The sequence below is a fragment of the Cobetia sp. PDI-23MA genome, from assembly GCF_059507735.1.
Genome location: NZ_CM183352.1, coordinates 1,175,875 through 1,201,667 on the forward strand (window position 1 = coordinate 1,175,875; position 25,793 = coordinate 1,201,667).

The 25,793-nt window shown below is 64.0% G+C and carries 21 protein-coding genes; 15 read left to right on the forward strand and 6 right to left on the reverse strand.

Features of this window, described 5'->3' with window-relative positions:
- Window positions 1–31: 31 nt before the first annotated feature.
- The gene (locus tag AC5WNJ_RS05045) at window positions 32–571 is read right to left on the reverse strand and encodes a GreA/GreB family elongation factor (protein WP_495930552.1); all 540 of its coding nucleotides are present in this window, start codon (window positions 569–571) and stop codon (window positions 32–34) included.
- Window positions 572–800: 229 nt separating this feature from the next.
- On the opposite strand from AC5WNJ_RS05045, the gene AC5WNJ_RS05050 reads away from it, so the two are divergent.
- The 6 genes from AC5WNJ_RS05050 (at window position 801) to cysN (ending at window position 6,989) form a co-directional block, all read left to right on the forward strand.
- Window positions 801–1,490: a tetratricopeptide repeat protein gene (locus AC5WNJ_RS05050; RefSeq protein ID WP_495930553.1), complete on the forward strand. Its 690-nt coding sequence runs from the start codon at window positions 801–803 to the stop codon at window positions 1,488–1,490.
- A 331-nt stretch (window positions 1,491–1,821) separates the two neighbouring features.
- The gene (locus AC5WNJ_RS05055) at window positions 1,822–2,460 is read left to right on the forward strand and encodes an NUDIX domain-containing protein (RefSeq protein ID WP_495930554.1); all 639 of its coding nucleotides are present in this window, start codon (window positions 1,822–1,824) and stop codon (window positions 2,458–2,460) included.
- A gap of 341 nt (window positions 2,461–2,801) precedes the next feature.
- On the forward strand, window positions 2,802–3,248 hold the full coding sequence (locus AC5WNJ_RS05060; RefSeq protein ID WP_043337025.1) for a DUF1249 domain-containing protein: 447 nt from the start codon (window positions 2,802–2,804) through the stop codon (window positions 3,246–3,248).
- 120 nt (window positions 3,249–3,368) lie between these two features.
- Complete coding sequence (locus tag AC5WNJ_RS05065; protein WP_495930555.1) at window positions 3,369–4,115, forward strand: metallophosphoesterase; 747 nt, start codon at window positions 3,369–3,371, stop codon at window positions 4,113–4,115.
- A gap of 353 nt (window positions 4,116–4,468) precedes the next feature.
- On the forward strand, window positions 4,469–5,380 hold the full coding sequence (gene cysD / locus AC5WNJ_RS05070) for a sulfate adenylyltransferase subunit CysD (RefSeq protein WP_495930556.1): 912 nt from the start codon (window positions 4,469–4,471) through the stop codon (window positions 5,378–5,380).
- Window positions 5,381–5,537: 157 nt separating this feature from the next.
- Window positions 5,538–6,989 (forward strand): sulfate adenylyltransferase subunit CysN, encoded by a 1,452-nt coding sequence (gene cysN / locus AC5WNJ_RS05075; RefSeq protein WP_495930557.1) that lies wholly within the window; start codon window positions 5,538–5,540, stop codon window positions 6,987–6,989.
- A gap of 165 nt (window positions 6,990–7,154) precedes the next feature.
- Here cysN and AC5WNJ_RS05080 read toward each other — a convergent pair whose 3' ends face one another.
- Window positions 7,155–8,372, reverse strand: coding sequence for a globin domain-containing protein (locus tag AC5WNJ_RS05080; protein WP_495930558.1), 1,218 nt, complete (start codon window positions 8,370–8,372; stop codon window positions 7,155–7,157).
- 197 nt (window positions 8,373–8,569) lie between these two features.
- Between AC5WNJ_RS05080 and norR the strand changes: the two genes are divergently transcribed.
- A complete protein-coding gene (norR, locus tag AC5WNJ_RS05085) occupies window positions 8,570–10,360 on the forward strand; it encodes a nitric oxide reductase transcriptional regulator NorR (protein ID WP_495930559.1) in 1,791 nt (596 codons plus the stop codon).
- Between the two features lie 164 nt (window positions 10,361–10,524).
- Here the strand turns inward: norR and cmoB are convergent, their stop codons facing one another.
- Both cmoB and cmoA read right to left on the reverse strand, forming a co-directional pair.
- Window positions 10,525–11,553: a tRNA 5-methoxyuridine(34)/uridine 5-oxyacetic acid(34) synthase CmoB gene (gene cmoB, locus AC5WNJ_RS05090; protein ID WP_176676601.1), complete on the reverse strand. Its 1,029-nt coding sequence runs from the start codon at window positions 11,551–11,553 to the stop codon at window positions 10,525–10,527.
- Window positions 11,554–11,584: 31 nt separating this feature from the next.
- Window positions 11,585–12,331 carry a carboxy-S-adenosyl-L-methionine synthase CmoA gene (gene cmoA, locus AC5WNJ_RS05095; protein WP_495930560.1) on the reverse strand — a complete coding sequence of 249 codons (747 nt, stop codon included), beginning with the start codon at window positions 12,329–12,331 and terminating at the stop codon, window positions 11,585–11,587.
- 204 nt (window positions 12,332–12,535) lie between these two features.
- On the opposite strand from cmoA, the gene pgi reads away from it, so the two are divergent.
- The 6 genes from pgi to AC5WNJ_RS05125 all read left to right on the forward strand — a co-directional run bounded on the left by pgi (window position 12,536) and on the right by AC5WNJ_RS05125 (window position 21,628).
- The gene (pgi, locus tag AC5WNJ_RS05100) at window positions 12,536–14,239 is read left to right on the forward strand and encodes a glucose-6-phosphate isomerase (RefSeq protein ID WP_495930561.1); all 1,704 of its coding nucleotides are present in this window, start codon (window positions 12,536–12,538) and stop codon (window positions 14,237–14,239) included.
- 273 nt (window positions 14,240–14,512) lie between these two features.
- Window positions 14,513–15,265, forward strand: a complete 753-nt coding sequence (locus AC5WNJ_RS05105) for a YqiA/YcfP family alpha/beta fold hydrolase (protein WP_495930562.1) — start codon at window positions 14,513–14,515, stop codon at window positions 15,263–15,265.
- A 238-nt stretch (window positions 15,266–15,503) separates the two neighbouring features.
- Window positions 15,504–17,384 (forward strand): DNA topoisomerase IV subunit B, encoded by a 1,881-nt coding sequence (gene parE, locus AC5WNJ_RS05110; protein WP_495930563.1) that lies wholly within the window; start codon window positions 15,504–15,506, stop codon window positions 17,382–17,384.
- A gap of 161 nt (window positions 17,385–17,545) precedes the next feature.
- On the forward strand, window positions 17,546–19,822 hold the full coding sequence (parC, locus tag AC5WNJ_RS05115) for a DNA topoisomerase IV subunit A (RefSeq protein ID WP_495930564.1): 2,277 nt from the start codon (window positions 17,546–17,548) through the stop codon (window positions 19,820–19,822).
- 106 nt (window positions 19,823–19,928) lie between these two features.
- Complete coding sequence (gene serB / locus AC5WNJ_RS05120; RefSeq protein WP_495930565.1) at window positions 19,929–21,140, forward strand: phosphoserine phosphatase SerB; 1,212 nt, start codon at window positions 19,929–19,931, stop codon at window positions 21,138–21,140.
- 239 nt (window positions 21,141–21,379) lie between these two features.
- Window positions 21,380–21,628 (forward strand): TIGR02647 family protein, encoded by a 249-nt coding sequence (locus tag AC5WNJ_RS05125; protein WP_495930566.1) that lies wholly within the window; start codon window positions 21,380–21,382, stop codon window positions 21,626–21,628.
- 110 nt (window positions 21,629–21,738) lie between these two features.
- Here the strand turns inward: AC5WNJ_RS05125 and AC5WNJ_RS05130 are convergent, their stop codons facing one another.
- Complete coding sequence (locus tag AC5WNJ_RS05130; RefSeq protein WP_495930567.1) at window positions 21,739–22,098, reverse strand: 5-carboxymethyl-2-hydroxymuconate Delta-isomerase; 360 nt, start codon at window positions 22,096–22,098, stop codon at window positions 21,739–21,741.
- Window positions 22,099–22,223: 125 nt separating this feature from the next.
- A complete protein-coding gene (epmB, locus tag AC5WNJ_RS05135) occupies window positions 22,224–23,441 on the reverse strand; it encodes an EF-P beta-lysylation protein EpmB (RefSeq protein WP_495930568.1) in 1,218 nt (405 codons plus the stop codon).
- 91 nt (window positions 23,442–23,532) lie between these two features.
- Here epmB and efp point away from each other — a divergent pair, with 91 nt between their 5' ends.
- Together efp and epmA are read left to right on the forward strand one after the other, a co-directional pair.
- Window positions 23,533–24,099, forward strand: a complete 567-nt coding sequence (gene efp, locus AC5WNJ_RS05140; protein WP_175089738.1) for an elongation factor P — start codon at window positions 23,533–23,535, stop codon at window positions 24,097–24,099.
- A gap of 251 nt (window positions 24,100–24,350) precedes the next feature.
- Window positions 24,351–25,406: an EF-P lysine aminoacylase EpmA gene (epmA, locus tag AC5WNJ_RS05145; protein WP_495931023.1), complete on the forward strand. Its 1,056-nt coding sequence runs from the start codon at window positions 24,351–24,353 to the stop codon at window positions 25,404–25,406.
- Window positions 25,407–25,793: the final 387 nt, after the last annotated feature.

Genomic DNA, 25,793 nt, shown 5'->3' on the forward strand with positions numbered 1-25,793 from the left:
AGTCTCTGTGGCCTGATGCCCGGCTCGCCGCTTACGCCTCCGGCGACTGATAGCGGATGGCCGTGATGATGTAGGTCGTCTCGCCACCCGGTGCGGCCACGCTGACCTCGTCATCCAGCCCCTTGCCCAGCAATGCCTTGGCAAGGGGCGCATCGACGCTGATCCAGCGGCGCGGATTGTCGGTCTCGTCAGGGCCGACGATGCGAATCTCCATCTCTTCTCCCTGTTCGTCCTCCAGCGTCACGAAGGCCGCGAAATAGACGCGCTCCATATCCGCAGGCAGGCGATCGACCACCGTCAGCTCATCCAGGCGTTTCTCCAGATAGGCGATCTTGGCGATGGTCTGATTGAGCGCCTTCTTGTTGTAGGTGTAATCCGCATTCTCGCTGCGATCCCCCATGGCGGCGGCCTCACCTGTCTTGCGTGACAGCTCCGGGCGCCGCACGCGTTTCAGATGATCGGCCAGGCCTTTCATCTTCGCGTAGCCCTGCGGGGTGATCACGTTGCTCTTCTTTTCCTGGCGCGGGTCCGTCTTTGGGTCGCGCCAGCGGGTCATGTTGCGGCCTTGCATGGTCTGCTCCGCTGGTTCTGTTGCCAGGTTCTATGGCCAGGTTCCGTAGCCAGGTTCTGAGGCCAGGGCTCATGGTGATATAGGGGCCGTTGGCCAACGTTGAGACCTGCGACCAAGGGTGATTGGCGGCAGATTCAAACGTTCGTTACATTCTAGGTGTGCTCGCCAGAGCGCTCTGACGCCACCCATGCTGAATCTGCCAACAATAACGAAAATCAGGGAGCTGTCCATGCCCATGCTGCCATCCTCATCTCTGTCCTGCCGTGTCATGTCCCGCTGCTGTCGTGCATTGCTCTCGGGAGGCATGGCGCTGGGCATCACCCTGGCCGGCATGACCGGTGTGCATGCCGCTCCAGGCGATGATGACGTCTTCCCGCTCTCCAAGCGCTGGGCGCAGATCAATTATCAGCTCTCCGGCGATGCCCAGGAGAAGGGCATGGAGGCGTTGGGCAAGGAGGCGCGCGCGCTGGCGGATCAGTATCCGGACAACGCCCATGTCCTGACCTGGGAGGGCATCATCCTCGCTTCATGGGCCAAGGCGCGTGGTGGCCTGGGCGCACTGGACCTGGCCAAGGAAGCCAAGGCGACGCTCGAGAAGGCGATCACGCTCGACCCCAGGGGTGACAATGCCTCGGCATATGTGACGCTGGGCGCACTCTACGACAAGGCGCCCGGCTGGCCGGTGGGCTTCGGGGACGACGAGAAGGCGGGAGAAGTACTGCGCAAGGGGCTTGAGGTCAATCCGACGGGCATGGATACCAATTATTATTACGCCGACTATCTGGCGTCCGAAGGCCGTGATGAGGAAGCGCTAAAACATGCGCGTATCGCCCAGAACGGCCCGCCGCGCCCCAATCGTGAGCTGGCCGACCAGGAATTGAAGAAAGAGATCGCTGCGCTGATCAAGCGCCTGCAGTAAGCCTGCTTCACGCGTATCGAGCGCGTGTTGCTGATGTCAGGCGCTGATGTCAGGTATGATGTGAAGCGCTGATATCGCCCCCCCCCCCCCCCCCGAATGCCTCCCCTGATCTCTGAATCCCACGGCCCGAGCGGACACCTCGCTCGGGCCGTGTCGTTGATTCTCACGAGGCATCAGTCGGATATCGCCCCACCGGGTGGTCGGCGTGGACATGGCGGCATGGCTGGGCTGATATGGCTGGGCCGGCATGGCTCGCGATCACGTTTGCCGATGACGGGCTGGCCAGCCTTGCGACAGGGCAGGATAATGCCTGCTCAGCCAAGGAGGATGCATGAGCGAGCAACAAGAGCACGTGGCCGGACAGCAGGTCTTCACGCAGGACGATGTCGAGCGGGTCGAGACCAGGGTGCTGCAGGAGGGCTTCTTTCGGCTCGAGCAGCGCGAACTCCGACATCGCCGTTTCAACGGTGGCTGGAGCGACGTGATCCAGCGCGAGGTGCATGTTCGCCACGATGCGGTGGGCGTATTGCCCTATGACCCGGTCAATGATCGCGTGGTCTTCGTCGAGCAGATCCGTGCCGGCATGCTGGAGGACGAGCGCACGCCCTGGAGCCTGGAGCCGATCGCGGGGCTGGTGGACAAGGACGAGCAGGCCCATGAGGTCGCGCGGCGCGAGGCGATCGAGGAGGCGGGGTGTGAGCTTGCGGACCTGATCGAGCTGTATCGTTATTATCCGAGTCCCGGTGCCTGTACCGAGGAGGTCACGCTGTTCATCGGCCTGTGTGACAGTCAGGGGCTTGGCGGCGTGCATGGCCTGGCCGAGGAGAATGAGGACATTCGCGTGCATGTGCTCGATTTCCAGGCGGCTCTCACCCTGCTGGAACAGGGGCGGCTGGGCAACGCCATGGCCATCATGGCCATGCAATGGCTGCTGCGGGAGCGTGCCGCATTGCGCGTCTTGCATGCCTGAGACAGTCAAGACGAGGCTTGGCAATCCCCCGTGTCTCACGCAGGGCGCCTCAACCCGCTCGCCAGAGCTGCTATTCTAGAGGCTTGCCGAAAACCGGCAGCCAGCAATGCTCCACTGCCTGCGTCGCTGCCATCGCCGGTGGCCGTTTCGGCAGCGGCAAGGAAGATCCTGGTCGGCATGAGAGCCTGAAACCGGGCGCCGAGCCCCGATCGCGCCAGCTCGCGAGCTGGCGCAGTGCTTGATTCGTCGCGTGCTGCCCGCATCTTGCCACGTACGATACCGGACGTGTCGTGACTGGCGACATGCCAATGTCTGTTATGAGATTCGCAAGGAGATCGCCCATGCAGGTCAAGAAAGCCTATGTGGCTGACCTAAAAGCACTCCATGCCGAGTGCGGGTCCAATTATCTGCGCCTCACGCGCATCCTCGGCAAGGCCGAGGCCGGTGACAGCTTCGCCTTTCCACTGGCGGGCAATCAGGGCCACTTCGGCACTTTGCTGCTCGAGGTGGTCGAGTGCGCGCCCTACACCACCATGGTCACGGTCGCCCAGACCGGCGTGCTGGACCACATCATCGATTCGCCGCGCATGAGCGTGCATCTGTACCATGACGTGCGCATGGCCGAAGTCACCGACTTCCAGCGCCAGCGTCACTTCTCAGGGCGCAACCGTTACCCGAATCCGCGCATGCACCAGCCGGATGAAAAGCTTCAGCTCAATCGCTTTCTCGGCGAATGGCTGACGCATGCCCGTGCTTTCGGGCAGGCTGATGTACCGGAATTGCCGTGACGCTCAAGGCTGACATGGCGCATGGGCGCTGATAGCCGATGGATTTCCCGTCTTGATTGACAGAACCGCGATGGCCCGGCCGTCGCGGTTCTGTTCATTTCCCCGCTGCTCGAGAGACCGATGCGACTGATTCAGATAAGTGATTGCCATCTGCGCGCCGACCCTGACGCGCGTTCACGGCTGGGCTTCCCCTGGCGTCAGCTGGAGGCGGTGATGGCACATGCCTCGCGCCTGCGCCCCGATATCCTGCTGGTGACCGGCGATGTCAGCCAGGATGAGAGCCCCGCCTCCTATCGCATGGCGGCCGAGCTGTTCGATGGCCTGGGTTGCCCCTGGTTCTGGTTTGCGGGCAATCATGATCACCCCGAATTCATGCAGGAGCTGCGCCCCTTCCATCAGGAGCTGGATCTGGGTGACTGGCGCCTGCTGTGTCTGGATTCGCGCGTCACCGGGCAGGCGTGGGGAGAGCTTGGCGAGGAGCAGTTGAACGCGCTTGCGCAGACTCTCGAGCACTCCAGCGAGCTGGACCCGCGTCCGATCCTGCTGGCCATGCATCACCATCCACTGCCGATCGGCTCGGACTGGATGGATCAGCTGGGCCTTGCCGACCGCGATGCGCTGTGGGAAACGTTGCGCCCGTACCCGCAGGTGCGGGCCGTGCTGTGTGGGCACATCCACCAGGCCTTCACGCAACTCATGCCGTGTGGGCAGGGCAGTGTGGCCGTCTATGGTGTTCCCTCCACCTCCGATCAGTTCGCTCCGCTGAGCCATGATTTCGCCGTGGATGAGGCGGCGCGCCCCGGTCTGCGCGTGGTGGATCTCGATGGCGAGCATCTCGAGACATGGGTGGAGCGGGTCACGCTCTAGCCAGGCTCGCAACGAGGGCTCGCAAGGAGAGGGTCGCAAGGAGGGGGCACAAGAATCACCGGGCAAGCTCGCCCCATGCACGGGCGCGTGCAGCGTCAGCGTGAATGCCTGGCCGTCAGCATGGATGCCCTCCCTGGTCATGGGTACGCTGCCAGGCCCACAGGTATCGAGTATGCCTTTTCGGTCTTAAAAGATAGTTTCTGATTCTTTGACGTTATCAAGGCGGGGCGAGTACCGTGTAACCATTCGGCGTGCCCCCTCGGGGCATCCATCTGTCGCTGACAGGGCGCGCCACTGACTTCACGGGCCGCCTTTCGGGGCGTGTCCCAACGCTCACGAGGTTGCCGCACGCGATGCTTACCCCCGAACGTCAGACCCACCTCAAGCAGCTTGAGGCCGAATCCATTCACATCATCCGTGAAGTGGCCGCGGAATTTTCCAATCCGGTCATGCTGTACTCCATCGGCAAGGATTCCGCCGTCATGCTGCACCTGGCGCGCAAGGCCTTTGCGCCGGGCGTCCCGCCGTTCCCGCTGATGCATGTCAATACCACCTGGAAATTCCAGGAAATGATCAAGTTCCGCGATGAGATGGCGGCGGAAGTCGGCATGGAACTGATCGAGCACATCAATCAGGAAGGTGTCGAGGCGGGCATCAACCCGTTCGACCACGGCAGCGCCAAGTACACCGACATCATGAAGACCCAGTCGCTGAAGCAGGCACTCGACAAGCACGGCTTCGATGCCGCCTTCGGTGGCGCACGTCGTGACGAGGAAGCCTCGCGGGCCAAGGAGCGCGTCTACTCCTTCCGTGACCAGTACCATCGCTGGGACCCCAAGAACCAGCGTCCGGAGCTGTGGAACATCTACAACTCCAAGATCAACAAGGGCGAGTCCATCCGCGTCTTCCCGCTCTCCAACTGGACCGAGCTGGACATCTGGCAGTACATCTATCTTGAGTCCATCAAGATCGTGCCGCTGTACTACTCCGCCGTGCGTCCGGTGGTGAAGCGTGACGGCCTCGACATCATGGTCGATGACGACCGTCTGCCGCTGGCAGAAGGCGAAGTGCCGGAAATGAAGTCCGTGCGTTTCCGTACCCTGGGCTGCTACCCGCTGACCGGCGCCGTGGAATCCACCGCCGCGACCCTGCCGGAAATCATCCAGGAAATGCTGCTGACGCGTACCAGTGAGCGCTCCGGGCGTGCCATCGATCACGACCAGGCAGGCTCCATGGAGAAGAAGAAGCGCGAAGGGTATTTCTAAGGTCGCCCCAGCATTTTGCCTGCAGGCGCCGTCACATGGCGCTTGATGACCCGAACGAACAATTCGCCTGATGAGTCGGCTCGCAGCCTCACGAGATACTGGCTCGCGACACTGGCTCGCCACTCATCAGGCTCATGACAGCGGCAAGGAGAAGAGTGTGTCCCACGCGTCAGACAAGATTTCCGCGGATATCGAAGCCTACCTGCAAGAACACGAGCGCAAGGACCTGCTGCGCTTCATCACCTGCGGTAGCGTTGATGACGGCAAGTCGACCCTGATCGGTCGTCTGCTGTTCGATTCCAAGCTGATCTATGAAGATCAGCTGGCCTCCATCACCCAGGCCTCCAAGACCAGCGGCACCACCGGTGACGAGGTCGATCTGGCCCTGCTGGTCGATGGCCTGCAGTCCGAGCGTGAGCAGGGCATCACCATCGATGTCGCCTATCGCTTCTTCTCGACCGACAAGCGCAAGTTCATCATCGCCGACACGCCGGGGCACGAGCAGTACACCCGCAACATGGCCACCGGCGCCTCGTCCGCGAGCCTGGCGATCATCCTGATCGACGCGCGCTACGGCGTGCAGACCCAGACCCGTCGTCACAGCTTCATCGCCGACCTGCTGGGCATCCAGCACCTGGTGATCGCGGTCAACAAGATGGACCTGGTCGATTACTCCGAGACGCGCTTCAACGAGATCGTCGCCGAGTATCAGGAGTTCGCCGCCAAGCTGAATGCACCGGACATCCGCTTCGTGCCGATGTCTGCGCTCAAGGGCGACAACGTCGTCAATCGCAGTCCGTCACTGGACTGGTACACCGTCGATGGCGCAGCGGGCCCGTCACTGCTCGAGGTGCTGGAAACCGTCGAGCTGACCCACGACCAGAACCTCAGCGATCTGCGCTTCCCGGTGCAGTATGTCAATCGTCCCAACCTCGATTTCCGTGGCTACTGCGGCACTCTGGCGGCCGGTGTCGTGCGTCCGGGTGACAGCGTCAAGGTGCTGCCGTCCGGCAAGACCTCGACCGTCGAGCGCATCGTCACCTTCGATGGTGATCTCGAGATCGCCTATCCAGGGCAGGCCATCACCTTGACGCTTGATGATGAGATCGATATCTCGCGTGGCGACTGGCTGGTGGCGGCGGATGCCGAACTGCCACTTTCCAATACGCTGGAAGCGGATATCGTCTGGATGCACGAGAAGCCGCTGCAGCCGGGCCGTCAGTACGATATCAAGCTGGCAACCCGCGACCTGACTGGCCAGGTCAGCGCCATCGACTATCTCTACGACGTCAACACGCTGGAGCATCACGAGGGCGACAGCCTGGCGCTGAACGCCATCGGCCGCGTCCAGCTCGAGTTGACCCAGGCGGTGCCGGTGGACGACTACCGCTCAAGCCCGGGCACCGGCAGCTTCATCGTGATCGATCGTCTGAGTAACGTGACCGTCGGCGCGGGCATGATCCGCGGCGTGGGCCGCTCAGGCACCCAGGCCACTACCCAGCAAACCGACTGGGTCGCGTTTGAAGCCGACCTCAACGCGTTGGTGCGCAAGCACTTCCCGCACTGGGAAGCCCGCGATGTGCGCGAGCTGCTTGGTCGCACCAACTGATTCCGTCCTGTAGCGACAGCAGCATGGAAGTCAGCGAGATACCAACAACAACGCTGGACACGCAATAACAACACGGCCTGCTGGAATGAAGCCGGAGAACGCAAAAGCCCCCATGGCCGCAAGGCGATGGGGGCTTTTTGCATAGTGCGGCTCACACCTGGCGCATCAGACGACAGCAGTGTCGATGGCGAGCGGGGTGGAGGGGCCGAAGTGCTCGTGGTGACACTGGGCGAGCGGGACGCCGATACGGCTGAGGTGCTGGATCATGCTCTGCATGAAGCCATGCGGGCCGATCACGAAGGCCTGCAGCGACTCGGGGCTGGCACCGGTCGTGGCGATGTGATGCGCCAGCCAGTCGCGCTCGATGATGCCCAGCTGCGCATGGGACGGCAGCGTCTCGGCCTGTTCGTAGCAGACCTGATAATGCAGCTGGCCTGGAGACTGCGCGACCAGTGCCTTGAGGGTGGTATCGAAGGCATGCACCTCGGGATTGCGTGCCGCATGCAGATAGATCACCTGGCGGCCTGCTGCCAGCGCCGCCGTCAGCAGCGGCAGCATCGGCGTCTGGCCGACACCGGCCGACAGCAACAGCACCGGGGCATCGGCGCTCTGCGGGGCAGCATGTTCGAAGGTCAGCTCGCCGGCCGGCGGCAGCAGCTCGATCTCGTCACCTGCCTTCAGCGCATGCAGGTACTGGCTGGACTGACCGTGGGCCTCACGCTTGACCGAGATGCGGCAGAAGCGCTCGTCCGGCGCGTGGGACAGGCTGTAATGACGATGAATCACGCCCTGGGGTGTCGTCAGGCGCATGCCGATGTACTGGCCCGGCAGGAAGGAGAACATCGGGCCTTCCACCGGCGCCAGGTACAACGAGCGAATCTCGCGACTCTCGTCCTGCGTGCGCACGATGCGAAAACGGCGCAGCCCCTGCCAGCCGCCGCGAGTGGCGGCGAAGCTGTCGTAGCGGCCCTGCTCGGCGGCGATCAGCACAGCGGCCAGTTCCCCGTAGAGGGCGCCCCAGGCATCGGCGACCTCTGGCGTGACGGCATCCCCCAGCACCTCACCGATGGCAGCCATCAGGCACTCGCCGACGATGGGGTAGTGTTCCGGCAGGATGTTGAGCGAGACATGCTTGCTGACCACGGGCGCCAGCAGGCGGTCCACCGCCTCACGTGAGTGGCGCGCGCCGACATAGGCGAGTACGGCGCCGGCCAGCGCACGGGCCTGGCCGCCGCTGGCCTGGTGGGTCTGGTTGAACAGCGGCTTCACCTCGGGATAGCGCTCGAACATCAGCGGATAGAAGCGCGCCGTGATGGCATTGAGATGCTCGGCGACGACGGGAGCGGTGGCGGCGATCAGGTCTTCCTGGGCGTTGGTCAGCATGGCGATACCTCTGATTGATGTCCCTCCCTCCCTCTATCGCAAGGGGCGTGCCAACTCTCCAGGGCAGTCGTCATGCGCTCTGTAGGTCTATGATGTCAAAATGACATGGCCATGTGGCGTGTCCTAATGACATCGAGCGTGACATGATGACATCAATCTTGAGCCCTCTCACACCCGATCCCCGCAAGGAGGACCGCATGCCCGATGCCCACTTGCCCCTGAACGATACGCCGGTCGCGGCCGTGAATGCCTGGCTTGCCGCCTGGTTGTCCCGCGAGGAGGGCGGCGAGCGGCGAGCGCTGCCATGGACGCGTCTGCTCGCCGCGATCATGCAGCAGCTGCCCGGTGAGGCGGCGACCCTGATGCGCTACCTGCCCGAGCGTGACGAGCTGTTGCCACTGGCCACCTACGGCCTGCCTGCCGAGGTGCGCGGGCGACGCTTCGCGCTGGAGGAGCACCCGCGGCTCAAGGCGATCGCCGAGCACACGGGAGTGCATCGTTTCGCGCTGGACAGCGACCTGCCAGACCCCTTCGATGGCCTGCTGGGGGACGTGCATGGGCCGGATCTGCTGGTGCATGACTGTGCCGGTATCGCGCTGCGCGAGGGCGACACCCTGCTGGGAGTGATGACCTTCGACGCGCTGACGCCGGGGGTGCTGGCCCCGCTGGAATCGCTGTGCGCCTCTGCGAGCACGGACGAGCTGGCACTTCCGCTGCAGGAGTTGCAGGCCTGGTTGTCACTCCCCGCACATTGTCTGTCGCTGTCCCTGCGACAGGAGTGGGCCGCGGACGGCAGGTCAGGGCTTTCGGCACCGATGGTGGTCTCACCGACAGGCATGGCGTCACAGAGCGCCATGGCCTGTCCGCAGCGGGGGCCGGCGATGGCCAGGCTCGAGGCGCAGCTGGAGGCGGTCGCCGATACCGAGATGACGGTGCTGGTGCAGGGCGAGACCGGCGTGGGCAAGGAGGGCGTGGTCCAGCGCCTACACGACGCATCCCGGCGGGCTGCGCGGCCGCTGGTGCGCATCAACTGCGCCGCCTTGTCGCCGGACCTGGTCGAAAGCGCGCTGTTCGGCCACCGGCGTGGCGCCTTCTCGGGCGCGACCCATGATCACCGTGGCCACTTCGTGATGGCGGATGGTGGCACCCTGCTGCTGGATGAGATCGGCGAGCTGCCGCTGGCGCTGCAGCCCAAGCTGCTGCGGGTACTGCAGGAAGGCGAGCTGCAGCCGCTGGGCAGCGATCGCGTGGTCAAGGTCGATGTGCGCGTCATCGCGGCCACCAATCGCGATCTCGAGGCGGAGGTCGCCGCAGGGCATTTCCGTGAAGACCTCTATCACCGTCTGAGCGTCTATCCGCTCAGGGTGCCGCCGCTGCGTGAGCGCGGGCGTGCGGATCTGCTGGCGTTGGCCGGCACCTTTCTGGAACACAACCGCACGCGCCTCGGGCTGGGCAATCTACGCCTGACGCCGGCGGCGGAGCGCCTGCTGTGCGACTACCCCTGGCCCGGCAACGTACGTGAGCTGGAGCACTGCCTGAGCCGCGCGGCCCTGCATGCCCGGCTCGCGCATGGTGCCCACCTGACTCGCCTGCGCGCCGATGGGCGCCAGCTGGTGGTGATCACGCCGGAACTGCTGGGGCTGGAGGTCAACGCTGAGGTGTCACTCGGGCGGGCCACCAGTGTGGCGCAGGAGATTCAGGGCGCGCAGGTGGGGAGGGTGGATCAGGCGGGAAGAGCGAGTCAGGCGGCGGAAGCGAGTCAGGCGGCAGGAGCGAGTCAGACCCCAGGAGCAAGTTCTGCACCGCGCACCGCCTGGCAGGACGTCGATGAGACGCTGGGGCTGCGCGATGCCACCGAGGCGTTTCAGCGCGAGCATATCTCGCGGGTCTGGCAGGCCAGTGATCGCAACTGGGCGGAGGCGGCGCGCAGGCTCAAGGTCGATCGCGGCAACCTGTACCGGCAGGCGCAGCGTCTGGGAATTGTCTGAGGCGCGAGGCAGTGTCTGGGGCGAGATGAAGTGTCTGATATGAGAAAAGAAGACGGCGATGCTCATGGAGCATCGCCGTCCTTGGATCTCTGCCGCCGTCGGCCTTGGCGCGATGAGAAGTCCGAGTCTCGAGCGCGCGTTCAGGTGCCCGCTCAGACGCCAGGTCAGGCGCGAGTGGCGATTAGCACCGCACGCCGCGGTGCCGGGTGGCCTTCGCGGGTCAGGCTCGGGTCAGTAGGATCGAGGAAGTCGCTCAGCGAGTGGTAGGTCATCCAGTCGGTGGCACGCTGCTCGTCCAGGGTGGTCACGGCTTCATCGACGATGCGCACGTCCTTGAAGCCGGCGCGCTCACACCAGTGGGCCAGCGCCTGCGAGGAGGGCAGGAAATAGACATTGGGCATCGCGGCGTAGCGCTCGCCCGGCATCAGCACCGTCGTCACGTCACCTTCCACCACCAGGGTTTCCAGCACCAGCTCGCCGCCGGGACGCAGGGTGTCACGCAGCTGGAAGAGGTGGTCCATCGGCGAGGGGCGATGATAGAGCACGCCCATCGAGAACACGGTATCGAAGGCACCCATCTTCGCCGGCACATCCTCGATGCCTACCGGCAGGAAGTGCAGGTTGCGGCCCTGGGGGTGGTCCGCGCCAATGAAGTGGCGTACGGCATGGAACTGGCAGTAGAAGCGCGGCGAAGGGTCGATCACCAGCGTGAAGGCCGCGCCTGCACCGACCATGCGCCAGCCGTGGTAGCCATTGCCGCCGCCGACATCCAGCACGCGGCGATGGGTGAGATTCGACAGGTGCGGCGCGAGACGCTGCCACTTCCAGTCGGAGCGCCATTCGGTGTCGATATGGATTTCGTCGAGCTGATAGGGGCCCTTGCGCCACGGCATCATCGCACGCAGCAGGTTCTCGCTCTGGCGCAGCTGGCCGCTAGTCAAGCCAGTCGGAAAGCGTGCACCGACCCGATCGGCTTCCAGCTGTACTTCGCGTGCGTCGGGCAGGGCGGGCAGCTTTTCCAGCGCCCCATGCCAGGCCTTCAGATCAGCATGGCGCTTGCGGTCCAGGCCATTGGCCAGCTGTTCAGGCAGGGCGCCCAGCCAGCGGGCGAAGCCATCGCCGACGGCGCCTGGCTCACAGGCCAGCGCGGTGAAGGCGCGGTAAAGGTCGCGGTCATACGGGGAAATGCTCATGCGCTGGGTCGAGTCCGTGCAGGCGTAGCGGTCATTCGGCGGCTTTGAAGGCGACCATCGAGGCGAAATTCAGGTATTGCAGCCAGGTGTGGCTGCGCTGGAAGCCGGCGCGCGCTAGGCGCTCGTGATGCGTGTTCAGGCTGTCGGGCTTCATGACGTCCTCGAGGGCCTCGCGTTTCTGGGAGATTTCCAGATCGGAGTAGCCGTTGGCGCGCTTGAAGTCATGATAGCGTTCGATCAGCCAGGCATTCTCGACCGGATCATCGCTGATGATTTTCTCGGAGAGGATCAGCACGCCGCCGGGTTCCAGCGCCGCGAACAGCTTGTCGATCACGGCGTCGCGGTCTTCCGGCGGCAGGAACTGCAGCGTCAGATTGACCACGATCATGCCGGCCGGCTGATAGTCGAGGGTGCGAATGTCGGCTTCGGTGACGTTGATGCGGTGGTCGGGGAAGGCCTCGGCGAGTTCGCGGTTGGCGCGCTCGACCATCGGTCTGGACAGATCGACGGCTTCGATCTCGATATCCTCGGCGGCCATCTCGCGGGCCAGCGCCATGCTGGCAGCACCCAGTGAGCAGCCCAGATCATAGACCCGCGCGCCGGGGCGCAGGTGGGCGCGGGCCATCAGGCCCAGCATGGCGATGATCTGACCGTACCCCGGCACCGAACGGCGCAGCATGTCCGGAAAGCAGCTGACGACCTGCTCGTCGAAGGAGAAGCTGGCGACACGGTCAAGGGGTGTCGTAAATATCGCGTCACGGTAAGATGCATCACTCATGGATCAAGGCTTCATCGGGCAGTGGGCCAGGGCGACATGCCTGTGGCCGAGGACCGGCCGGGCAGAGCGCCCCGTCGGGCCCGCCATTCTACGCATTCGGCGCCCGTGACGCACCCGTCACGGCTGGCGGGTGATGCCTCCATCAATCGATTTCAGGCCGGGCCATGCAGGACCGGTCATTACACTTCAAGGAGAGAGGTGGCCATGTCCACTCAATCAGCGGCACGTTCTGCGCGTCGTAATACCCAGGCCTGGCAGGCTCTCGCGCGCCATCATCAAGAGCAGATGGCCGATGTGCATCTGAAGGACCTGTTCGCCGAGGATGCGGCGCAAGGGCGTGACCGAGTGGCGACCTTCACGCGCTCCGCTGCGGGGCTGCGTCTGGATCTCTCCAAGCAGCGCCTCAAGGGCGAGACCCTGGAGCTGCTGCTGGAGCTGGCGCGCGAAACCGGCGTCGAGCAGGGCATCAAGCGCCTGCTGGCCGGTGAACATGTCAATCGCTCCGAAGACCGTCCGGCGCTGCACGCCGCGCTGCGTCTGCCGCGCTCCGCCAGCCTCGTGGTGGATGGCGAGGATATCGTGCCGGCCATCCACGAGAGCCTCGAGCACCTGGCCGAGATGGTCGATACCTTCCACAGCGGGCAGTGGCGTGGCGCCACCGGCAAGCCGATCACCGATGTGGTCAACCTCGGGGTCGGTGGCTCGGACCTCGGCCCATTGATGGTCTCCAGCGCCCTGAGCGATTGCCGCCCCAAGGACATCCACGAGATCGGCGTGCACTTCGCCTCGACCATGGATGGCTCCCAGCTGGCGGACTATCTGGAATCCTTCAGCCCGGAAACCACGCTGTTCATCCTGTCCTCCAAGTCATTCTCGACCATCGACACGCTATCCAATGCCCGCACCGCGCGCGACTGGCTGAAATCACGTCTCGACCCGGAAGGACGCCTGGAAGCGCTGATCAACCGTCAGCACTTCATCGGCGCTTCCGCCAAGCCGGAGAAGATGACCGAGTGGGGCATCGCACCGGAGCATCAGCTGCTGTTCTGGGATTGGGTCGGCGGCCGCTATTCGCTGTGGGGCACCATCGGTCTGCCCATCGCGCTCAACGTCGGCATGGACAACTTCCGTCGCCTGCTGGCCGGGGCGCATGAGCTGGATGAGCACTTCCGCACCGCGCCGCTGGAAGACAATCTGCCGGTGCTGCTGGCGCTGGCCGGGATCTGGAACAACAACTTCCTCGATATCCGCGCCCACTCCATCCTGCCCTACGACGGTCGTCTGGAGTACTTCGCCAGCTACCTCGAGCAGCTGGAGATGGAATCCAACGGCAAGTCGGTGACCAACGATGGCGAGATGATCGACTATTCGACCTGTCCGGTGCTGTGGGGCCAGCTGGGGCCGAACGCCCAGCACGCCTTCTATCAGCTGCTGCACCAGGGCACCCAGGCGGTCGAGTGTGACTTCATCGCACCGATGTGTCGTTATGATCATGTCGAGGACGCCGAGACGCGCGCCCACCTCAAGGCACAGCACCGCCTGACGCTGGCCAACTGCTTTGCCCAGTCACGTGTATTGATGCTTGGCGATGACGCCATCCCCGGTGATGAGGCGCAGCCGAACCACAAGCGCTACCGTGGCAATCAGCCGTCGACCACGCTATTGCTGGAAGCGCTGACACCGGAAACGCTGGGTGCGTTGATTGCGCTCTACGAGCAGAAGGTCTTCGTGCAGGCCACCATCTGGGACATCAATCCGTTCGATCAGTGGGGCGTGGAGCTGGGCAAGCAGATCGCCACCGCCACCGAAGCGACCATGACCACCGGCGAAGGCTTCGAGACGCTGGATGCCTCCAGCCGCGCGCTGATCGAAGCGGTGTGGGCCGCACAGGACCAGGACCCGCGCTGAACCCGCGGCGGAGGTGAGTGAGGGGGCGAGTGAGAGTGTGTGTGAGGGCATGCTGCCATGCCGTGCAAGACGAGCGGCGGCGCCAGTCGTCGCCCTCTGTTGATTTATACAGTATTCTCGCTATCCTATAAGCGAATCAATCGTTTACACTAGACAGCACGACGCGGACCGTCGAATACCCTGCTTCCAGCGTATGAACGCTCGAGAGATGCCCAGCCATCTTGAAGCGTGGGAGGGGCGGTGTCGCGGTCTGGCGTGTTGTCGGGAGTGCTGATGGCCAATTCCCTCTTTCCGTCAGATACGGCAGCGATGCACACCACCGCGCCCGTCAAGGGGCTGCTGTACCTGCACGGCTTCAATTCGGCCAGTTGTTCGCCCAAGGCGCGCTTGATGCAGCGCGCGGCAGAGCAGTTCGGCCTGCTGTGCGTGATGCCGGATATCCCCCCGGCGCCCGATGCGGGTCAGGCGGCGGTCAACGCAGCCTATCTCACGCTGTGTGAGCGCCTTGCGCTGGACCCCGCAGACCCTGCCTGTGATGACGCCATCATGGTGATCGGCAGTTCCATGGGCGGTTTTCTGGCCACCTGGCTGGTCGCGCGTGAGGCCGCACGCCTCGAGGGGCCGGCAGGCCCCTCTCAGAGCGTCTGGCGTCAGGGGCCGCGCAGTGTGCTGATCAATCCGGCCGTGCGTCCCGCGCGACTGGTCAGCGAATGGCTCGGTTCGGTGCATGCCAACCCCTATACCGGCGTGACGTTCACCGTCACCGAGGATTTCGGCCCCGGGCTGCTTGCATTGGAAGCGGAGCCTGTCACGGCGCAGCGCACCCTGGTGCTGTTGGCGACGGCCGATGAGACATTGGATGTCAATGATGCCGCAGGGCTCTATCAGGGAAGCCGCTTGATCATCACGCCGGGTGGCGATCACGGCTTTGCGCAGCTGGCGGAATATCTGCCGGCGATCATGGCGCATGGCGGACACCGGCTGGCCCCCGCCACCGCAGCGGCGATGCATGTCGCGCCGGACTAGCAGGTCACGTGGGTGGTGCTTTGTGCCAGGCCTGCCGCCACCTGCCACGACCTGGCTGGATACGGCATCTCCTGGCATGACATGGATTGCCACGATATGGATTGCCACGACATGGCAGGGCGTTCGATGCTGAACGCCAGGCGCCGGTCTCTCATTTTTCAGGAATCCGTTGTTCGTCTCGCGCACGTGAAATGGCGAGTCGGATGGCGGACGTCAACACCAAGGACACAAGGCTGCGATGAGTCAGTACAGCGCCAGTTCCATTGAGGTCCTCTCCGGCCTCGAACCGGTCCGCAAGCGGCCCGGCATGTATACCGACACTTCTCGGCCCAACCACCTGGCGCAGGAAGTCATCGACAACTCCGTCGATGAGGCGCTGGCGGGGCACGCGAAGGAAATCCGCGTGCGGCTGCTCGAGAATGGCGGTATCGAGGTCGGCGATGACGGTCGTGGCATGCCCACCGACATCCACCCCGAGCATGGCGTGACCGGCATCGAGCTGATCCTCACCAAGCTGCACGCGGGGGGCAAGTTCTCCCAGGACAGCTATCGCTTCTCCGGCGGCCTGCACGGCGTGGGCGTCTCGGTGGTCAATGCGCTGTCGACGCGTCTGGAAGTGGAAGTGTGCCGCGATGGCCTGCGTCAGCGCATCGCCTTCGAGAATGGCGAGAAGGTCGAGGAGCTGACCCGGATCGGCACCGTCGGCAAGCGCAATACCGGCACTCTGGTGCGCTTCTGGCCCGACGAGAACTACTTCGACAGCCCGCGCCTGGCGATGCCGCGTCTGCGCCACCTGCTGCGTGCCAAGGCCGTGCTGTGTCCGGGCCTCAAGGTCGTGCTCATCGAGACCGATGGCAGCGAGACGACCTGGCACTACGAGGATGGCCTGCGCGATTACCTGCTCGGCGCCACCGATGGCTTCGAACGCCTGCCGGAATCGCCCTTCGTCGGCCATTTCGAGGACGAGGAGCACGGGGTCGACTGGGCGATCCAGTGGCTGCCGGAAGGCGGCGAGCTGGTGCAGGAACCCTACGTCAACCTGATCCCCACGCCGCTGGGCGGCACCCACGTCAATGGCCTGCGCTCCGGTCTGCTCGAGGCGCTCAAGGAATTCTGCGACTACCGCAGTCTGCTGCCGCGTGGCGTCAAGCTGAGCGCGGATGACCTGTGGGAGCGCGCCGCCTTCGTGCTGTCGGTGAAGATGCTCGATCCGCAGTTCGCCGGTCAGACCAAGGAGCGCCTGTCCTCGCGCAGCGTCGCCGCCTTCGTCTCCGGCGTGGTCAAGGACGCCTTCTCGCTGTGGCTCAACCACCATGTCGATCAGGCCGAAGCGCTGGCGGAACTGGTGATCTCGGCGGCCCAGCGCCGCCTGAAGAGCGCCAAGAAGGTCGCGCGCAAGAAGGTCACCTCCGGGCCCGCGCTGCCGGGCAAACTTTCGGATTGCGCAAGCTCCGACCCTGCCGACAGTGAGCTTTTCCTGGTCGAGGGTGACTCCGCCGGCGGCAGTGCCAAGCAGGGGCGCAACCGCGAGACCCAGGCGATCCTGCCGCTGCGCGGCAAGATCCTCAATACCTGGGAAGTCGAGTCGCATGACATCTACTCTTCCCAGGAGGTCCACGACATCGCGGTCGCCATCGGCCTGGACCCGGGCTCGGATGACCTCACCAAGCTGCGCTATCACAAGGTCTGCATCCTGGCGGATGCCGACTCCGATGGTCTGCACATCGCCACGCTGCTGTGCGCGCTGTTCGTGCGTCACTTCCCGGCGCTGGTGGATGCCGGGCGCGTCTTCGTCGCCATGCCGCCGCTGTACCGCATCGACCTGGGCAAGGAAGTGCATTACGCCCTGGACGAGAGCGAGAAGGCGCACATCCTCAAGCAGCTCGAAAGCAAGCGTGGCACGCCCAATGTGCAGCGCTTCAAGGGCCTGGGTGAGATGAATCCTCTGCAGCTGCGGGAAACCACCATGGCGCCGGACACCCGCCGTCTGGTGCAGCTGACGCGCAGTATGGATGACGGCACCCACGAGATGCTCGACATGCTGCTGGCCAAGAAGCGCGCCAGCGATCGCAAGAGCTGGCTCGAGGACTACGGCAACATGGCCGATATCGAGGTCTGATCATCGGTCGAGCTTTCACGGCCAGTTGGACTTCGAAAGCCAACCGGGCTGCGAGGGCAGCTTAACTTCGAAAGCCAGACAAGCTGCGCGACAGCATTCTTTCGGGAGCGCCACAGTCAGACGCTCCCCGGTTTTACGCTCGTAATCAAGGTCAAGCGCCCATGAGCATGGATATCCAGGTCGCGGAGGGTGACGTCGAACGTCTGGCCCTGCGCGACTACACCGAAAAGGCGTACCTCGACTACTCGATGTACGTGATTCTCGACCGCGCCCTGCCGCATGTCGGCGATGGCATGAAGCCGGTGCAGCGCCGCATCGTCTACGCCATGCGCGAACTGTCCCTGACGGCCAACGCCAAGTACAAGAAGTCGGCGCGTACCGTCGGCGACGTGCTGGGCAAGTTCCACCCCCACGGTGACAGCGCCTGTTACGAGGCGATGGTGCTGATGGCGCAGCCGTTCAGCTATCGCTATCCGCTGGTGGATGGCCAGGGTAACTGGGGGAGTCAGGATGACCCCAAGTCCTTCGCGGCGATGCGTTACACCGAATCGCGGCTGTCGAAGTACTCCGAGGTGCTGCTGTCCGAGCTTTCCCAGGGCACCGTCGACTGGGTGCCCAACTTCGATGGCACCATGAGCGAGCCCAAGGTGTTGCCGGCGCGTCTGCCCAATGTGCTGCTCAACGGTACTACCGGCATCGCGGTGGGCATGGCGACCGACATCCCGCCGCACAATGTGCATGAAGTCGTGGCCGCCACCCGGCATCTGCTGCGTCACCCTGATGCCGACAGCGATCAGCTGATGGAGCACCTGCCGGCACCGGACTTCCCCACCGAGGCGGAGATCATCACGCCGCGCACCGACCTCGCCAAGCTCTACCGCACCGGTCGTGGCAGCGTGAAGATGCGTGCCCGCTACGTGCTGGAAGAGGGCGATATCGTGATCACGGCGCTGCCGTATCAGGTCTCCGGCGCCAAGGTGATCGAGCAGATCGCCGCCCAGATGCAGGCCAAGAAGCTGCCGATGGTCGCGGATCTGCGTGATGAGTCCGATCACGAGAACCCGACGCGCCTGCTGATTCAACCGCGCTCCAATCGTGTCGATATCGAAGGCCTGATGGCGCACCTGTTCGCCACCACGGACCTCGAGAAGAATGCGCGCGTCAACATGAACGTCATCGACCTCAAGGGGCGCCCACGGGTGATGGCGCTGCACGAGATGCTGGCCGAGTGGCTGCGCTATCGTCGTGCCACCGTGCGTCGCCGCCTCGAGCATCGTCTGGCCAAGGTCGAGGACCGTCTGCATATCCTCGAGGGTCTGCTGACGGCTTACCTGAATCTCGACGAGGTCATTCGCATCATCCGCGAGGAGGAGGACCCCAAGGCCAGCCTGATCGAGACCTTCCAGCTCTCCGAGCGTCAGGCCGAGGCGATCCTCGAGCTGCGTCTGCGTCACCTGGCACGTCTTGAAGAGATGAAGCTGCGTGGCGAGCAGGACGAGCTCAAGCGTGAGCGCAAGCACCTCAAGCATCTGCTGGGCAATGACGAGGCACTGACGGACCTGATCGACAGTGAGCTTGAGCAGGCCGCCACTGACTTCGGTGATGCACGTCGCTCACCGCTGGTCGAGCGTGGCGAAGCCAAGGCGCTGTCTGAAGTCGAGCTGATGGGCGCCGACCCGATTACCGTCGCGCTGTCCGAGAAGGGCTGGATCCGTGCTGCCAAGGGGCATGATATCGACCCCGAGGGTCTGTCCTACAAGGCCGGCGACCGCTTCCATCTGGCGGCGCGCGGCAAGACCAATCAGCCGCTGGTGCTGCTGGATGACACCGGGCGTGCCTACACCCTGGCCGCCCACAATCTGCCCAGTGCACGCGGACAGGGCGAGCCTATCACCGGGCGCATGAATCCGGCGGCGGGGGCGGCGATGGTCGGGCTGCTGCTCGATGCGCCCCCCGCACGCTATCTGCTGGCCTCCGATGGCGGCTATGGCTTCGTGACCACGCTTGAGCAGCTGACCGGCAAGAACAAGTCCGGCAAGGCGGCACTGACTCTACCGCGCGGCTGTGCGGTGCTGCCGCCGGTGGCGATTCCCGAAGTGTCTGAGTCAGCGCAGGGCGATGGGGCTGCGCTGGAAGTGGCGGTGGTGTCCAATGAAGGACGCCTGCTGGTCTTCCCGCTCTCCGAGCTGCCTGAGATGTCCAAGGGCAAGGGCAACAAGATGCTGTCGATCCCGGGCGAACGCGCCGCCAACCGCGAGGAGTTCGTGCGCTCGCTGGTGGTCTTGCCCGCCGGCACGACCCTGGTGGTGCATGCCGGCAAGCGCAAGACCCTGCTCAAGGGGGCGGATCTCGATTATTATCGTGGCGAGCGTGGCCGCCGCGGCAGCAAGCTGCCCAAGGGCTTCCAGAAGGTCGACTATCTGGCCGTCGATAGTTGAATCCGGGCCAGATGGCCTGGCTTGTTAGCAGAGGTGCGTCGGCATTAACGCCGACATGCCCCGTGGGCGACACCTTGATGATTCATTGCTCAGGAATGATTTTCCAATGACACAACGTATCTTGATCCGTGCCACCGGTACGGCTCGTCCAGGACAGCTGGCAGGGCTTGGTCAGGCGCTGGCGCGCAGCGGCGCACGACTGCTGGACATCAATCAGAGCGTGACCTTCGGGCTGGTGTCGCTGGAAGCGCTGGTGGCTCTCGGTGCGGAGTCCGATCTGGAGGCCGCGCTGGCCGCCGCCGGTGAACAGCTGGGGCTGGATGTGCAGGCCGTGCAGGTCGGTGCTGAGGAATACGCGCGCTGGAGCCATCAGGCGGAGCGCCCGCGCTGGATTCTGACGCTGCTGGCGCCATGCCTGCCGGCCGGCATTCTGGCCGAGGTCGGTGGCCTGACAGCCGAATTCGGGATCACCGTCGAGCTGATGCATCGTCTGTCAGGGCGTGAGCCGCTGGATGGCGAGTCACCGGCCGAAGGCGCCTGTGTCGAGTGCTGGCTGCGCCTGCCGGAGAGTGACACCGACATCAACGCCCTGCGCGAGAAGGCGCTGGCGCTGGGCGCGCTGCACGGTGTCGATATCGCGATCCAGGAAGATGATATCTGGCGTCGTCATCGTCGCCTGATCTGCTTCGACATGGATTCGACGCTGATCCAGACCGAGGTGATCGACGAGCTGGCGCGTCGTCACGGTGTCGGCGAGGAAGTCTCGGAAGTCACCGAGCGGGCCATGCGGGGCGAGCTGGACTTCAAGCAAAGTTTCCGCGAACGCATGAGCAAGCTGGAAGGCCTGGATGAGTCGGTGCTGGCCGATATCGCCGCCAATCTGCCGCTGATGGATGGGGTCGAGCGCCTGATGGCCAACCTCAAGGCGCTGGGCTATCGCACCGCGATCCTGTCCGGCGGCTTCACCTACTTCGCGCGTCATCTTCAGCAGCTGCTGGGCTTCGATGAGATCCACGCCAATGAGCTGGTGATCGTCAATGGCAAGGTCACCGGTGAAGTGCGTGAACCGATCGTCGATGCCGAGCGCAAGGCATTGCTGCTGAGCGAGATCGCCGAGCGTCATGGCCTGCGCATGGAGCAGACCATCGCCGTCGGTGACGGTGCCAATGACCTCAAGATGCTGGCCGAGGCGGGGCTGGGCATCGCCTTCCGTGCCAAGCCGCTGGTGCGTGAACAGGCGCGTCAGTCGATCTCGACCCTGGGTCTGGACGCCGTGCTCTACCTGATGGGCTATCGCCAGCAGGACCTCGAGCACTGATCCGTGATTCAGCCGCTGAACACCCGCGCTGAGTGACAAGCCAGTGTGTGAGTGATACCGCCCTCATCGCCGCCGCGATGGGGGCGGTGTCGTCTGGTCGTCAGGTCGCAGAATAGTCCCAAAGCAGCAATGCGCTTTCGAGTGTTGGGGCTAGACTGGAGGTGAAGCGCCGACGACTCGTCGCTCGTCAGTTGACGCCATACTGAAACGCCACTCGCCACGCCGTCAGGAGTTTGCCCATGCCGTCACCCTATGACGATGAACTGCACCTGCTGTGCCTGTTTCCGCACGATGCCGCTCTCAAGGGCTTGAAGATTCGCCACGATGCCAGCCCCGACATGGTGGCCGCCGCCGAGCGTCTGCATGCCAAGGGATTGACCACGCTGCCGGATGGCGGCTATCTGACCTCGGTGGGCCGTGAGGCCGCCGAGCACGCCCATCGTCTCAATGACCTGCTTCACATCCCGATGGCCATGACGGGCACCTGAGTTCGCCCGTTGGCTTGAATCGCTGATCGCGAGAAGGAAAAACGCCCCGTGGCTTTCGGCCACGGGGCGTTTTCGTATGTGGCCTCAGGAGCAGTGAGGTATCCGTGCGCTCAGGCCTTGTGCTTGCGATAGGTCGCCCGGGTGATCTCGACGATCTCCACGCTGACTTCGCGGGCTGCCTCGCAGTGAGGTTTGAGGGCTTCCATCAGGATATCCGCCAGACGTGACTTGTCGTCATCGCTGCGGCCTTCCAGCTGATGGCAGTGCAGATTGACGAAGCCGTGCTTGTGCGCCAGCGGTGCCTGATTGCCGGCCAGACGCCAGTGTCGCCAGCTTTCCGCGCGCACCTTGATGTCGGTTTCCTTGAACAGGCCACTTTGCATGGCAGCGGCATGCAGGTCATCCATGATCGAGTCCATGTCGAGGCTGGGGGCCAGACTGTCGGCATAATCAATGACGAGATGAGGCATGGGATGGGCTCCTTGAGCATGGCCACGCCTCTCGGGGCGTGTGCCGATGATGAAATTGGCCAGCGATAGTAGCAAATTTTGTGCAGCACGCCGCCTGTTGTTGCCTCACGCTGCCAGTGCGCCATTCACGCGCTGGCGATGATACCCGTCAGGTTGAGCGAAGATGGCTCGCGCTCGTCGCCCGCAGGGTAAGACGCCGAAGGGCCAGTGGCGGCGTCGACTCCCGGATGTGTCTTGGACATCGTGGGCTTGGACAACGTGGGCTTGGACAGAGGTGTCTTGGAGCGTCGGCCGGGCACTTCACGTACCAGGCGCGGCATCAGGAAGCCGGGCAGGTGCTCAAGCAGCGCTTCCATCAGGTTGCGGGCCTCGTCATCGCTGACCGCGAAGTGGGCGGCGCCCTGCACGGGGTCGAAGGCATGCAGGTAGTAGGGCAGTACGCCGCACTCGAAGAGACGCTCGGCGAGGGCTGTCTGCACTTCCACGCTGTCATTGACGCCGCGCAGGATGACGCCCTGGTTGAGCAGGGTGACGCCGGCGCTCTTGAGGCGAGTCATGGCGGCAGCGACGGCATCGTCCAGCTCGTTGGCATGGTTGGTGTGAATGACCAGCACCTTCTGCAGGCGTGTGGTGCCCAGCCAGCCGAGCAGCTCGTCATTGACGCGGTCCGGAATCACCACCGGCAGGCGTGTGTGGATGCGCAGACGCTTGAGATGTGGAATCTCGCCCAGCGACTCCACCAGCCATGCCAGGCGCTTGTCGGGCGAGACCAGCGGGTCGCCGCCGGACAGGATCACCTCGTGGATGCGCTCGTCGGCGCGCAGGTAGTCGAGGATATCCTGCCATTGCGCGCGGCTGGGCTGATGGTCGTCATAGGGGAAGTGACGGCGGAAGCAGTAGCGGCAGTTGATCGCGCAGCCACCGCTGGCCATCAGCAGCACCCGATTGGTGTATTTGTGGATCAGCCCCGGCAGCGGTGTATGTTCGGCCTCTTCCAGCGGATCGGTGACGTAGCCGTCGAGCACGTCGGTCTCGGCGTCCAGCGGCAGCACCTGGCGCAGCAGCGGGTCGTCGGGGTCATTGGCGCGGATGCGGCTGGCATAGGCCTCGGGCACGCGGATCGAGAACAGCTCATGGCCGTCGCGAGCGCCCGGCAGCCACTCGCGCTCCAGCCCCAAGCGCTCCAGCAGAGCCTGTGGAGAGCGGATCACGTCGCGTAGCTGTGCACGCCAGTCATTCGGGGAAGACGGGGGTTCAGCGGCAGTCGAGAAGGCCTCTGAGGCACGACTTTCGTGGCTGTTGTGCGGGATGGTATGCAAGGATGCAGGGGTTCGGGTTATCATGCGCATCACTTCTAGTCATGATTGCAGCCGATTGACTGCAATCTGGAATTCATGGCGGGCAAGACCCGTTAACGAGTCGAGAGCGAGCAAGATGGCCAACTATTCTACCAACGAATTCAAGTCCGGTCTGAAAGTGATGCTGGACAATGATCCCTGTGCCATCGTCGATAACGAACTGGTCAAGCCGGGCAAGGGGCAGGCCTTCAACCGCGTCAAGCTGCGCAACCTGAAGACCGGTCGTGTATGGGAGCGTACTTTCAAGTCCGGCGAGAGCATCGAAGCCGCCGATGTCATGGAAGTCGACATGGAATACCTCTACACCGACGGTGAGATGTGGCACTTCATGCGTACCGATGGCTCCTTCGAGCAGTACGCTGTCGATGGCAAGGCGCTGGGCGACAACGTCAAGTGGCTGAAGGAGCAGGTCGTCTACACCATCACGTTGTGGAACGACAACGCGATTGCCGTGACGCCGCCGAACTTCATCGAACTGGAAGTCGTCGAGACGGACCCGGGCCTCAAGGGCGACACCGCCAACGGTGGCTCCAAGCCGGCGACCCTGTCTTCCGGTGCCGTGGTGCGTGTGCCGCTGTTCATCAACCAGGGCGAAGTCCTCAAGGTTGATACCCGCAGCGCCGAGTACGTGTCTCGCGCCTGAGCCCTTTCGCTCACGTCGTGAACACCCTGATGCCTCGCCTCGTGCGAGGCATCATCGTTTGTGCTGCTCATTCGTGCTTCTCTTTCGTGCTCCTCATTCGTGCTGGTCAGTCGTGCAGGGTGATCGTGTCGATCAGCCCTCCCGGTTGGCCAACGTCTTCTGCTGATCCCTCCCTCGAGCTTCCCATGTCTGATGCCGATTCTTCCGCCGCTGCTTCACCTCTCTCAGCCGCTGCCGCGCCAGGCGCTGCCCTGGCAGAGGACTGGGCGCCCACTGCCACGCGCGAGCGACTCGTCCAGCGTGCGCGTCTGATCAGCGAGGTGCGCACCTTCTTCGCCGAGCGTGAAGTGCTGGAGGTGGAAACGCCGGTGCTGGGGCGGGCCGGTTCGACGGATGTCGGTCTCGCGTCATTGTCCTTGACCGCGCAGCTGCCGGGTGAGCGTGAGCGCGTGCCGCTGTGGCTGCAGACCTCGCCGGAGTTTCACATGAAGCGCCTGCTGGCGGCCGGTAGTGGACCGATCTTCCAGATCGCGCGTGCCTTCCGTGATGGTGAGGTCAGCCGTCGCCATAATCCCGAGTTCTGCATGCTGGAGTGGTACCGCCCCGGCATGGACCTTGAGGCGCTGATGACGGAGACCTGCGAGCTGATCCGGCGCGTGATGACGCTCGGGGCACAGCTGACCGGCCAGCCGTCGCTGCTCAGTGAGTCTCAGGATGCCCAGGCCAGGCCTGCTATCACGCCTTACCGTGCACTGTTTCGCCGTGTGCTGTCGCTGGACCCCTTCACGGCCACGCTCGAGGAGCTGCGAGCCGCCTGTGCGCGCGAATGTGAGGTCGCGGCTGATGACTGGTCGCATGAGACCTGCCTGGATGCGCTGATGAGCCTGGTGATCGAGCCGACTCTTGGCTCAGGGTCACAGGGCGCAGAAGCGCAGGGACAAGCTATCGTGGAGCTGGTCACCGAGTATCCGGCTGCGCAGGCTGCCTTGGCGCGCAAGCACCAGGACAGTGAGGGTGATTGGGTGGCATCGCGCTTCGAGGCCTACGTGGCGGGCATCGAGCTGGCCAACGGCTATGACGAGCTGACTGATGCCAGTGAGCAGGCGGTGCGCTTTGCCGAAGACAATGCCGCGCGAATTGCCCGGGGCCTGCCTGAGGTAGCGGCGGACCAGCGCCTGGTGGCGGCCCTGCAGGCGGGAATGCCCACGGGGAGCGGGGTGGCGTTGGGGCTGGATCGTCTGATCATGCTGGCGCTGGGAGAGCGCGATATCTCGGCGGTCATCGCTTTCCCGGCATCACGTGCTTGAGAGCCGACATGAGAGGCAACTTCGATGTGAATTGCGTGAATCCCAGCGTTTATTGCCAAAACGCTTGCCAAGCGTGTGTCGACTAGACTGGAGAAGTCAGCGTGGAGGGTTGGCGCTTGCCGGCGAAGCCCGCAGGCAAGGTGATGGCAGGACCAGGGCAATGGTCGCAGCGGGTCTTCTTTTATCGGGCATGGTGAAAGAAGGCGACAGATGATGACTCGAACCCTCGGAGCCTTCGAGGCATCATCCGGCAGTCGCGTCGTGAGAGCGTGACGCCCGTCATGGAGGACTCTGATCTGTTTGGGCACTGAAGGTAGTGATCACCCCGATGGCAGCGTTCATCGCGGGGCAAGGCAAGAAGGCGAGGAGCGCGGTCAGGCTCCTGTC

Excerpts from the sequence above, each read along its gene's own strand:
- norR (WP_495930559.1), top strand. The coding sequence starts at position 8,570 with ATGCCCGATGCCCACTTGCCCCTGAACGATACGCCGGTCGCGGCCGTG.
- AC5WNJ_RS05105 (WP_495930562.1), top strand. The coding sequence starts at position 14,513 with ATGGCCAATTCCCTCTTTCCGTCAGATACGGCAGCGATGCACACCACC.
- epmB (WP_495930568.1), bottom strand. The coding sequence starts at position 23,441 with ATGATAACCCGAACCCCTGCATCCTTGCATACCATCCCGCACAACAGC.
- parE (WP_495930563.1), top strand. The coding sequence starts at position 15,504 with ATGAGTCAGTACAGCGCCAGTTCCATTGAGGTCCTCTCCGGCCTCGAA.
- AC5WNJ_RS05080 (WP_495930558.1), bottom strand. The coding sequence starts at position 8,372 with ATGCTGACCAACGCCCAGGAAGACCTGATCGCCGCCACCGCTCCCGTC.
- cmoB (WP_176676601.1), bottom strand. The coding sequence starts at position 11,553 with ATGAGCATTTCCCCGTATGACCGCGACCTTTACCGCGCCTTCACCGCG.
- AC5WNJ_RS05130 (WP_495930567.1), bottom strand. The coding sequence starts at position 22,098 with ATGCCTCATCTCGTCATTGATTATGCCGACAGTCTGGCCCCCAGCCTC.
- AC5WNJ_RS05050 (WP_495930553.1), top strand. The coding sequence starts at position 801 with ATGCCCATGCTGCCATCCTCATCTCTGTCCTGCCGTGTCATGTCCCGC.
- AC5WNJ_RS05125 (WP_495930566.1), top strand. The coding sequence starts at position 21,380 with ATGCCGTCACCCTATGACGATGAACTGCACCTGCTGTGCCTGTTTCCG.
- AC5WNJ_RS05045 (WP_495930552.1), bottom strand. The coding sequence starts at position 571 with ATGCAAGGCCGCAACATGACCCGCTGGCGCGACCCAAAGACGGACCCG.
- cmoA (WP_495930560.1), bottom strand. The coding sequence starts at position 12,331 with ATGAGTGATGCATCTTACCGTGACGCGATATTTACGACACCCCTTGAC.
- efp (WP_175089738.1), top strand. The coding sequence starts at position 23,533 with ATGGCCAACTATTCTACCAACGAATTCAAGTCCGGTCTGAAAGTGATG.
- serB (WP_495930565.1), top strand. The coding sequence starts at position 19,929 with ATGACACAACGTATCTTGATCCGTGCCACCGGTACGGCTCGTCCAGGA.
- AC5WNJ_RS05055 (WP_495930554.1), top strand. The coding sequence starts at position 1,822 with ATGAGCGAGCAACAAGAGCACGTGGCCGGACAGCAGGTCTTCACGCAG.
- parC (WP_495930564.1), top strand. The coding sequence starts at position 17,546 with ATGAGCATGGATATCCAGGTCGCGGAGGGTGACGTCGAACGTCTGGCC.
- pgi (WP_495930561.1), top strand. The coding sequence starts at position 12,536 with ATGTCCACTCAATCAGCGGCACGTTCTGCGCGTCGTAATACCCAGGCC.
- cysD (WP_495930556.1), top strand. The coding sequence starts at position 4,469 with ATGCTTACCCCCGAACGTCAGACCCACCTCAAGCAGCTTGAGGCCGAA.
- AC5WNJ_RS05065 (WP_495930555.1), top strand. The coding sequence starts at position 3,369 with ATGCGACTGATTCAGATAAGTGATTGCCATCTGCGCGCCGACCCTGAC.
- AC5WNJ_RS05060 (WP_043337025.1), top strand. The coding sequence starts at position 2,802 with ATGCAGGTCAAGAAAGCCTATGTGGCTGACCTAAAAGCACTCCATGCC.